Annotated in this window: 9 protein-coding genes, 1 tRNA gene and 2 pseudogenes; 5 read left to right on the top strand and 7 right to left on the bottom strand. The window is 68.9% G+C overall.

What is annotated here, in order from left to right; all coding sequences use genetic code 11:
• Window positions 1–30: 30 nt before the first annotated feature.
• The 3 genes and pseudogenes from VJ655_RS08155 to VJ655_RS08145 form a co-directional block, all read right to left on the bottom strand.
• Window positions 31–392: pseudogene (locus VJ655_RS08155) on the bottom strand (hypothetical protein).
• A gap of 39 nt (window positions 393–431) precedes the next feature.
• Window positions 432–1,070: a DsbA family protein gene (locus tag VJ655_RS08150; protein WP_324110566.1), complete on the bottom strand. Its 639-nt coding sequence runs from the start codon at window positions 1,068–1,070 to the stop codon at window positions 432–434.
• 81 nt (window positions 1,071–1,151) lie between these two features.
• Window positions 1,152–2,477 (bottom strand): PleD family two-component system response regulator, encoded by a 1,326-nt coding sequence (locus tag VJ655_RS08145; RefSeq protein ID WP_324110565.1) that lies wholly within the window; start codon window positions 2,475–2,477, stop codon window positions 1,152–1,154.
• Window positions 2,478–2,705: 228 nt separating this feature from the next.
• On the opposite strand from VJ655_RS08145, the gene VJ655_RS08140 reads away from it, so the two are divergent.
• On the top strand, window positions 2,706–3,833 hold the full coding sequence (locus tag VJ655_RS08140; RefSeq protein WP_324110564.1) for a CaiB/BaiF CoA-transferase family protein: 1,128 nt from the start codon (window positions 2,706–2,708) through the stop codon (window positions 3,831–3,833).
• A 136-nt stretch (window positions 3,834–3,969) separates the two neighbouring features.
• Entirely contained in the window at window positions 3,970–4,956 is a 987-nt protein-coding gene (locus tag VJ655_RS08135; protein WP_324110563.1) for a YihY/virulence factor BrkB family protein, read from the top strand.
• On the opposite strand, the gene VJ655_RS08130 is transcribed toward VJ655_RS08135, so the two are convergent.
• From VJ655_RS08130 to VJ655_RS08115, 4 genes are all read right to left on the bottom strand, one after another.
• On the bottom strand, window positions 4,928–5,173 hold the full coding sequence (locus VJ655_RS08130) for a sulfurtransferase TusA family protein (protein ID WP_324110562.1): 246 nt from the start codon (window positions 5,171–5,173) through the stop codon (window positions 4,928–4,930). The genes VJ655_RS08135 and VJ655_RS08130 overlap by 29 nt on opposite strands.
• Window positions 5,166–5,906, bottom strand: coding sequence for a pseudouridine synthase (locus VJ655_RS08125; protein WP_324110561.1), 741 nt, complete (start codon window positions 5,904–5,906; stop codon window positions 5,166–5,168). Before VJ655_RS08125 ends, VJ655_RS08130 begins: the two co-directional genes overlap by 8 nt.
• Complete coding sequence (locus tag VJ655_RS08120) at window positions 5,903–6,814, bottom strand: class I SAM-dependent methyltransferase (protein ID WP_324110560.1); 912 nt, start codon at window positions 6,812–6,814, stop codon at window positions 5,903–5,905. Before VJ655_RS08120 ends, VJ655_RS08125 begins: the two co-directional genes overlap by 4 nt.
• A gap of 35 nt (window positions 6,815–6,849) precedes the next feature.
• Window positions 6,850–6,939: transfer RNA gene (locus tag VJ655_RS08115), tRNA-Ser, on the bottom strand.
• 107 nt (window positions 6,940–7,046) lie between these two features.
• Between VJ655_RS08115 and VJ655_RS08110 the strand changes: the two genes are divergently transcribed.
• From VJ655_RS08110 to VJ655_RS08100, 3 genes and pseudogenes are all read left to right on the top strand, one after another.
• Complete coding sequence (locus VJ655_RS08110; RefSeq protein ID WP_324110559.1) at window positions 7,047–8,021, top strand: septal ring lytic transglycosylase RlpA family protein; 975 nt, start codon at window positions 7,047–7,049, stop codon at window positions 8,019–8,021.
• 41 nt (window positions 8,022–8,062) lie between these two features.
• Window positions 8,063–8,689: a dTMP kinase gene (gene tmk, locus VJ655_RS08105; RefSeq protein WP_324110558.1), complete on the top strand. Its 627-nt coding sequence runs from the start codon at window positions 8,063–8,065 to the stop codon at window positions 8,687–8,689.
• A pseudogene (locus VJ655_RS08100) lies at window positions 8,686–9,143 on the top strand (DNA polymerase III subunit delta'); the annotation flags it as partial. The gene tmk and the pseudogene VJ655_RS08100, both read left to right, overlap by 4 nt.

Genomic DNA, 9,143 nt, shown 5'->3' with positions numbered 1-9,143 from the left:
TATCCCCGGCTTAGAAATCTGCCGTATTCTCTACCCACCTCGTCGCGAGGAAAGGGCGCATGGCCAGCGACCGATTGCGGCGGCGGGGGGCGATCGAGCGGTGAAGGTCCGAGGGGGATACTTGGACGGTCCGGGGCTGGGCTTGCTGGGCTCACCCGCCCGTCGTCGGCGTGGTTGGGGGTAAAGGGATGTGTCTTAGCCTGGATTGGCTCGTCCTCTCCGACCGCTGGGGTTGCTGGAAACAGCCAACCCCAGGTCCCGGTAAGGCCTGAACAGGGCCACCTGACGGGACGCTGGCGGATAACGGTCGCGCGGAGCGTTCGGGCTTCGTCGAAACGGTACTTACAAACTCACACTCCGGACGTCGTCCGGCGCTCCGCATCCCTTTCCATCCCTTCAGCGAGCGATCGCGTGAAGCTGAGGTCGCGCGTCTAGGCCGCCAGGGCCTGATCAATCGCCTGGACGATCCGCTCAGGCGTTTCGGCGCCCACGACGGCGACCTTGCCGGCGAAGATGGCGAACGGAACACCGGTCACGCCGCCCTGGACGGCCATGGCGTGTTCGCGGGCCACGGCTTCCTTGTCGGCGCCTTCGGAGAGCAGTTGCAGCACCACCATCCGCTCCATGCCCGCCGCCTCGGCGACATCGGCCAGGACCATCGGGTCGCCGATGTCGAGGCCTTGGGTGAAATAGGCCTTGAACAGGGCCTCGACGACCTGGTCCTGCACGCCGGCCGTCAGGGCCCAGCGGATCAGGCGATGGGCGGCGTTGGTGTTGGGCGACAAGGCGATGGCCTCGAAGTCGAAGGTGATGCCTTCCTCGGCCCCGCCCTCGACGAGGGCGGCGTGGACGGCCTTCAGCTTTTCGGGGTCCTTGAACTTGCTGGCCATGTAGGCCTTGCGGTCGACGCCTTCCTCGGGAAGCGTCGGGTCCAGCTGGTAGGGCCGCCAGACCAGCTGGGCGTTCAGGCCCGGCCGCAGCGCCAGCGCCGACTTCAGCCGCCGCCAGCCCAGGTAGCACCAGGGGCAGACGACATCGGCGACGACGTCGATGATCATGGGCTGGCTCACGGCGAGGTCCTCGGCAAATTCCGTCCGTTGGGGGACGGGATCGATATAGGCGCTTGGCGCGGCGCGCCCAAGCGCTCGGCTTCAGCCGACCTCGCGCTTGAGGGCGGCCGCGGCGGCGCGTTCCAGGGCCTTGACCGCGCCTTCGCCGGGCTGGACCTCGGCGACGCCGATGTCGAACTCGCAGACGAACGGCGCGCGATCCTCGCCGGCGTCGAAGGCGGTGCAGCCGATCACCGCGGCGATCCGCTCGGCGGCGGCGCGGGCGGCGTTCTGGTTGGTCGCCGGCAAGGCCAGGGCGAAGACCTCGGTCGACAGGCGGGCTGGCGTGTCCTCGACGCGGACCAGGCGGCCGACCATCGAGCCGATCTGCGGAATGGCCCGGTCCAGCCAGCCGTTCTGGCGAGCCCAGGCGGCGTCGGGCTTGTCGGCGATGCGCAGCACGCAGATCGACAGCGGCCGGGCGCGTTCGCGGGCCGCGGTGGCCAGACGCGCCAGGTGGGCGGCGAACAGATCGCGGGTGAAAAGGCCAGTGGCCGCGTCCATCAGGCCCGAGCTGCGGGCCTTTTCCAACGCGCCGCGGATCGCCTCGCCACGGCGGAAGTTGCGCGCCAGGTCCATGACGCGAAGCGCCGTCTCGGTCTCCGGCGTCTCGGGCGAGGCGACGTCGGAAACGCCGCGATGGAACGCCTCCGACATGGTCACATAGCTCTCGGCCTTCAGGTACAGCATGGCCGGGATGTGGAAAAGGCGGGTGTTGCGGCGCATGCCGGCCGCGATCGACAGGGCTTCCTGCTGACTGTCGCCGGCCCACAGCACCACGGCGTCGAAAGCCCGCTCGTGCAGGTAGTCGAAAGCCGTATAGGCGGTGAACGCCCCGACCACCTCCGCGCCGCTGCTCTGCAGGGCGTTGGACAGGGCCAGGAACTGCGGAGCCGGCTCGCCGACGGCCAGGATGCGGTAGGGCGCTTCGGAAATCTCGGGCAGGTCCAGCCGGCGGCCGCGGTCGCCGAAGGTCTCCAGCCGCAGCTCGAACTCCTCCTCGGCGATGGCCGTGCGGACCAGGGTCTCCAGCCGCAGGGCGGCCTGGGACGGGTGGAGCGGCGGAGACAGGGTCAGGTCGAAGGTCTGGTTGCGATAGTCGCCCTCGGGGTCGCCGATGGCGATCACCGGCAGGCGGCGCGGGGCGACGGCGGCCTTCAGGCGCCGCGACAGGGTCTGGGTTTCGGGACCGGCGCTGGCCAGGTCGACGATCACGGCCTCGATCGGCAGGTCGCCGAGGGCGGCGAGGGCGGCGTAGGGGCCCCGCGCGGTGATCGTGCGCCAGCCCAGCCGGTCCAGCCCTTCGGCCAGCGGTCCGGCGCGAACATCATCGCGCGCCACGATCAGAATCCGGGCGTCTGCCGCCAAACCAACCTCCGCCCGAACGCCCGGCTTGCCGGCCGCCGCGCGACCGCCGAGATTCGACGCCGCAACATAGCAGAGGCGGGGCCTCGTCAAAGGTGCGCAACGCCGCAGGCTGGGGGCGAATCGAAGATCACGTCCCACCGGGGCGCGAGGGCTTGCCTGACCGAACGTCAGGCCCGCTCTAGTATCGAGGACCGGCCGCTTCTGGAGAGCCGGAAGGGAGACGACGTCATGGGCCAGGGGCCGCTTTCAGGACTGAAGATCGTCGAGTTCGCCGGCATCGGTCCGGGTCCGTTCTGCGGCATGCTGCTGTCGGACCTCGGCGCGGACGTCGTGCGGATCGACCGCAAGGGGCAGGGGCGCGGCTCGCCGGCCGACGTCACGGCGCGTGGCCGTCGCTCGGTGGCGCTGGACCTGAAGAATCCCGAAGCGATCGAGACCTGCCTGAAGCTGCTGGAGCAGGCCGACGGCCTGATCGAGGGCTTCCGGCCCGGCGTGATGGAGCGGCTGGGTCTGGGGCCGGACGTGGCCCTGGCCCGCAACCCGAAGCTCGTCTACGGCCGAATGACCGGCTGGGGGCAGACGGGCCCCTACGCCAAGGCCGCTGGCCACGACATGAATTACATCGCCATCACCGGGGCGCTGGCCGCGATCGGGACCGAGGCCAAGCCTGTTCCGCCGCTGAACCTGGTCGGCGACTTCGGGGGCGGGGCGCTCTATCTGGCGTTCGGCCTGCTGGCGGGGGTGATCCACGCCCGATCGAGCGGCCAGGGTCAGGTCATCGACTGCGCGATGAGCGACGGCGCGGCCTCGCTGATGGCGATGTTCTACGGCTTCAAGGCCGGCGGCATGTGGAACGAGGGACGGCGCACCAACCTGCTCGACGGCGGAGCCCACTTCTACGACACCTACGAATGCGCCGACGGAAAGTGGATCTCGATCGGTTCGATCGAACCGCAGTTCTACCTGCTTCTCCTGGAAAAGACTGGGATTTCCGACCCGCAGTTCCAGCATCAGATGAGCCGCGAGGAGTGGCCGCAGCTGCGCGAGAAGCTGGCGGCGGTCATCAAGACCAAGAGCCGCGACGACTGGTGCGCGATCATGGACGCCACCGACGTCTGCTTCGCCCCCGTGCTGACCATGGACGAGGCGCCCAAGCACGCTCACAACGCCGCCCGTCAGACCTTCGTCGAGGTGGCGGGCGTCACCCAACCGGCGCCGGCCCCACGCTTTTCGGCCACGCCCGGCGCCATCCAGGGGCCGCCGCCCAAGATCGGCGCTCACAACGAAGAAGCGCTGGCCGACTGGGGCTTTTCCGACGACGCGGTCGCGGCGCTGAAGGCGTCGGGGGCGCTCTGATTTCGTTCAGGCGCCGTTCAGGCGGAGGGTCCTAGGCTGCCAATGTCGATCGGTCGTCGCGCCATCCGTCCCTCGATGTGGCGATCGATTTCAGGCTAGACCTGCGGAGACGCGCCGCCCCCAAGGTGGCGCGTCTTTGACTTCGGGGGGCGGCGCCGCCATGGTCCGGCTGATGCAAGACCCCCTGCACCACATCCGTTGGCGCGACCTCGACCTCGATCCGATCCACTGGGTTCGCGAAATCCTCCGCGTGCTGGGCCTGGCGCTGTCGCGGCTCTGGGGCCGGGACGTGATGCTCTATGTCGGCGGCGTCTCGTTCTTCGCCCTGCTGGCCGTCTTCCCGGGCCTGGCGATTCTGATCGGGCTCTACAGCCTGTTCCTGACCCCCGAGACCGCCGCCCGCCAGGCCAACAAGCTGGCCGAGCTGATTCCCTCCGGCGCCCGTTCGATGTTCCAGGACGAGTTCGGCCGCCTGGCCCATGCGCCCGGCCAGACCGTCTCGCTGCAGAGCGCGGTCGTACTGATCGTCGGCGCCTACGCCGCCCACCGAGGCTTCAAGGCGCTGCTGGCCGGGCTGTCCTTCATCCACGACGAAGAGGACCAGCGCGGCTTCTTCGGCTTCAACATGATGGCGCTGCTGGTGCTGATCGCCGCCTTCGGCCTGCTGTTCGTGATGTCGGGCATCTTCCTGACCCTGCGGCTGCTCGGCGCGGCCGTGAACCTGCGCCCCCTGGCCGGCGTCTCGTGGATCCAGAGCGAGTGGACCTGGGCCAGCTTCGGCATCGTGGTCGGCATGACTCTGGTCTACCGCTACGCCATGTCCCGCGAGCCGGTGGGCTGGCGCGCCTCGAGCGCCGGCGGCGTGGCGGCCGCCGCGCTTTGCGTCTTCATGTCCTGGGCGAGCGCCTTCTACGTCGAGAAGATCGTCCATCTGGGCGCGACCTACGGCTCGATCTCGGCCGTGATCATCTTCCTGATCTGGCTGTCGTGGAGCGTGAACGCCATCTTCTTCGGCGGCGCCTTGGCCACCGAGGTCGAGATCGCCCTGGACGAGCGGCCTCGCGCCCTGCTCGAGGGCCCAAAGGCGATCCCGCTCAGGCCGCCTTCAGAATACGAAACCTGATCACGCCGCCGTCCTGGTCGGCGATCTCCAGCACGGTCGCGCCGATCTGGCCGGCGAAATGCGGTACGTCGATGCGGGCCATCGGGTCGGTGGCCAGCAGCACGAGCTCCGCGCCGGGGAGGGCGGCCTCGTGGGCCTTGCGCAGTTTCAGGGTCGGAACAGGACAGTGATGACCCCGGGCGTCGACCAGGATCGGCTCGGGAGAAGCTTCAGGCATCGACGAACACCTTCTCGGCTTCGGCGGCGGGAAGGATCCGATGCTGGCCCGGCTCCAGGTCGATAGGCAGCACTAGGCCTCCGATCCGCTCGCGATGGAGGTCCACGACGTGATTGCCGACGGCGGCGAACATCCGGCGGACCTGATGGTAGCGCCCTTCGGTGATGGTCAGGCGGGCGGTCTTCTCGTCGATGACCTCCAGCTGTGCCGGCAGCAAGGGCTTTTCCTCGCCCTCCAGCATCAGGGTCCCCGCGGCGAAGATCTCGCCCTCGGAGCCGCTCAGCGCTCGGTCCAGCCGGGCCAAATAGGTCTTGGGCACGTGGCGCTTGGGCGAGATCACCCGGTGCAGGAAATCGCCGTCATCGGTGATCAGGATCAGGCCGCTGGTGTCCTTGTCGAGCCGCCCGACCGTCGAGAGCGCCGGATCGCGCAGCCGCCAGCGGCGCGGCAGCAGATCGTAGATCTTCTCGCCGTCCTCCTTGTGCGAGCACACCACGCCCAGCGGCTTGTGCATCATCAGCACCAGCGGCGCCGGCGGATCGACGGCGACGCCCCGGATCGTCATGCGGTCCGGAAGAGTCGCATCGACCGCGACCTTCGCGCCGGCGTCCTTCAACGGCTTGCCGTCCAGAACGACCTTGCCGGCGGCGATCAGGGCCTGAACCTCCTTGCGGCTGCCATAGCCCAGATTGGCCAACAGTCGGTCCAGCCGGGCCATCAGCGGCTTGCTCACTTCCGGGCCTCGAAAACCTTGTACCCGCCGCTTTCGGCGACCAGGCGGACCTTGGCGAAGCTCTCGGCCAGGATCGCCTCGTAGGGCAGGTGGCGGTTGGCGACGATCCACAGCGAGCCGCCCTTGCGCAGGGCGTCGGCCGAGGCGCGGATAAAGGCCTGGCCCAGGGTCTTGTCCTCGCCGCCGCCCTCGTGGAACGGTGGGTTGCTGACGACGAAGTCCAGGTCCTTCAGGCCCGCTCCGTGGCGCACGTCGCTCCAGACGAACTCGGCCCTGGGATCGTCCACGTTCCGGCGGGAAGCGTCCAGAGCTCGCCGATCCAGTTCCACCAGGGTGAGCTTCGTGACCTTTTTCGAGGCCAGCACGTTGAGCGCCAGCAGGCCGATGCCTGAGCCGAAGTCGGCCCCGACGCCGGAAAACTCGGGCAGCACCTGCAGCAGGGCGTTGGTGCCCGCGTCCAGCCGATCCCAGCTGAACACGCCTGGCTGCGTCCAAAGGCCGTTCTCGGCGATCTGGCGCGGCGCCCCGGCGGCGATGGCCTGGTCCAGTCCCGGGATCGCCTGGGGGCGTACGACCAGGCAGATGCGATTGTGCCGACGAGCGCTCTCGCCAACCTCGCAACCCAGGGCCTCGAGCTCCTTCTTCAAGCGCAGGCCGCCACGATCCTTCGGCGCGAAGGCGGTGAGCCGGCCGCCGCCGGCCAGAACGCGCAGGCTCTGGGCGAGGACAAATCGTCGCTCCACGGCCCCGGCGGGCGCGCGGACGGTCACGGTCGTAAAGGATTCGTCGGGAATCGAAGCGACATCCGTCGAGCCCACGATCAGCGGCGAGAGCTGGACCGCATCCGCCGCGGATGGGGCCAGGTCCTGATCGGGCTGGCCATAGAGCGCGGTGTGGGTCGCCGACATGCTTGTCCTGAAAGGGTTTTCTATCATCGAGGGTGTGGCGGACAGGGTGGGATTCGAACCCACGGTAGGCTTCCACCTACGGCGGTTTTCAAGACCGCTGCCTTAAACCACTCGGCCACCTGTCCGGAGCAGGCGGCTATATCAGTGCGCCCGCGCCTTAACCAGACTTCAAAACAATCCGGTGACCATGACCGCTCGGAGGGGTGCGACCCCTCGTCTGGGCGTCATGCGCATGGGCCAGCAAATCGATCGGTTTTGGCGGACGGTCCGCCTCCACGGCCTCCTCGTTCTCGCGGCGGCGAGCCTGGCGGCGTGCGCCACGCCGAAATACGATGTCGGCAGGCCGATGGTCGGGGTCCGCAACGCCGCGCCGCGTCCTGGCGACATGGTCGGTCCGAATGGCAAGCCCCTGCGCGGCACGGAAAAGCCCTATCAGATCAACGGCGTCTGGTACTATCCGAAGGAAGATCGCGACTACAACGTCGTCGGCGTCGGCTCCTGGTACGGCGAGCAGTTCCACAATCGCCGCACGGCCAACGGTGAGATTTTCGACATGGACATCCCTTCGGCCGCGCATAAGACGCTGCCGCTGCCGAGCCTGGTCGAGGTCACCAATCTGGACAACGGCCGCCGCATGATCGTGCGTGTCAATGACCGGGGACCGTTCGTCGGCGACCGCGTCATCGACCTGTCCAAGGCCGCGGCCGATGAACTGGGCTATCGTCGCCAGGGCGTGGCCAGGGTGCGCGTGAAATATGTCGGCCCCGCGCCCAAGAGCGTTTTCGAGGCGCCGCGCCAGTACGCCCAGGCGCCGCCGGCGTCGCGCAGCTTCGACGATATAAAGGAGCCGGCGCAGCGCGTGCAGGTGCTGCCGTCGCGCCCGGAGCCCACCTGGTCGGCGCCGATCGCCCAGTCCGCGCCGCCGATCAATCCGCCTGATCCGGTTCCGACTCCGGCGCCGGCTCCGGCTCAGGCCCAAAGCGCCTATCGCATTCAGGCCGCCGCGTTCTCCAGCCGCGAAAACGCCGAAAGGGCGGTTCGGCAATTGTCGGGCGCCGGCTTGGCGCGGATCGAACCGGTCGAGCGTCCCAGCGGCACGCTCTACAAGGTCGTCGTGGTCGCCGGCCAGGACGAGGGCGAGGCCTGGAGCCTGCGCGAGCGGGTCGAGGCGCTCGGCTATTCTGGCGCAACGGTCCTTCGGCCCTAGAGCCTCTGGACAAGCCCTTCGATCCGGTCGAATGGAGGCCGGTGACCCAGGGTTTCTTCATCAGTTTCGAAGGCGGGGAGGGGGCTGGAAAGTCCACCCAAATCCGCCGTCTCGCCGAACGGCTGCGAGCCGCCGGCCATGACGTCGTCGTGACTCGCGAGCCGGGCGGCAGTCCGGGAGCCGAGGCGATCCGGGAGCTGTTGGTCAACGGCTCGGCCGATCGCTGGTCGCCGGTCACCGAGACCCTGCTGATGTACGCCGCCCGTCGAGACCATGTGGAGCGGGTGATCCGGCCGGCCCTGGCGCGCGGCGCCGTGGTGCTATGCGATCGGTTCGCCGATTCCACCCGGGCCTATCAAGGCGCTGGCGGCGACGCCCCCGCCACGCTGATCGCCGCGCTGGAGGATCACGTGTTGGGCGGGACCATTCCGGACCTCACCCTCATCCTCGACCTGCCCGCCGAGATCGGATTGACGAGGGCGGAGGCTCGCGGCGGGGCGGCGCGGTTCGAGTCCAAGGGTCTGGCCTTCCACGAACGGCTGCGCGCCGGCTATCTGGAGATCGCGCGGCGCGAGCCGGAGCGCTGCGTCGTGATCGACGCCGACGCCGAGATCGACGCGGTCACGACCGCGATCCTGGTCGCCGTCGACAAACGGCTGGCGTTCTGATGCACGCGCCGGCCCATCCCCGCGACGTCTATGGCCTGGAAGGCCAATCAGCGGCCGAGGCGGCGTTCCTCGATGCGCTCGAGCGGGGGCGACTGCATCACGCTTGGCTTCTGACCGGACCCGAGGGCGTGGGCAAGGCGACCCTGGCCTACCGCATGGCGCGTCGTCTGCTGGGGGCTCGGCCGGAGCCGTCGCTGGGACTGTTGGGCGCGGCGCCGTCCGACCCGGTCAGCCGGCAGGTCGCCGCCCGCTCTCATCCGGACCTGATGGTGCTGGAGCGTCTGACCGACGACGGCAAGGCGCGTAAGGCCATCCCGGTGGACGAGGCCCGCCGGCTGCCGGAATTCTTCGCCAACTCGCCGGCCGTATCGCCCTATCGGGTCGCGATCATCGACGCCGCCGACGACCTCAACGTAAACGCCGCCAACGCGGTGCTGAAGACGCTGGAGGAGCC

The sequence above is a fragment of the Caulobacter sp. genome (assembly GCF_035254145.1).
Classification (GTDB): Bacteria; Pseudomonadota; Alphaproteobacteria; order Caulobacterales; family Caulobacteraceae; genus Caulobacter.
This window is presented reverse-complemented; position numbering and strand designations above follow the sequence as displayed.

What these genes read in the sequence shown, in the direction of transcription:
- VJ655_RS08110 (WP_324110559.1), top strand. Translation starts at nt 7,047, where the DNA reads ATGGGCCAGCAAATCGATCGGTTTTGGCGGACGGTCCGCCTCCACGGC.
- VJ655_RS08140 (WP_324110564.1), top strand. Translation starts at nt 2,706, where the DNA reads ATGGGCCAGGGGCCGCTTTCAGGACTGAAGATCGTCGAGTTCGCCGGC.
- VJ655_RS08120 (WP_324110560.1), bottom strand. Translation starts at nt 6,814, where the DNA reads ATGTCGGCGACCCACACCGCGCTCTATGGCCAGCCCGATCAGGACCTG.
- VJ655_RS08130 (WP_324110562.1), bottom strand. Translation starts at nt 5,173, where the DNA reads ATGCCTGAAGCTTCTCCCGAGCCGATCCTGGTCGACGCCCGGGGTCAT.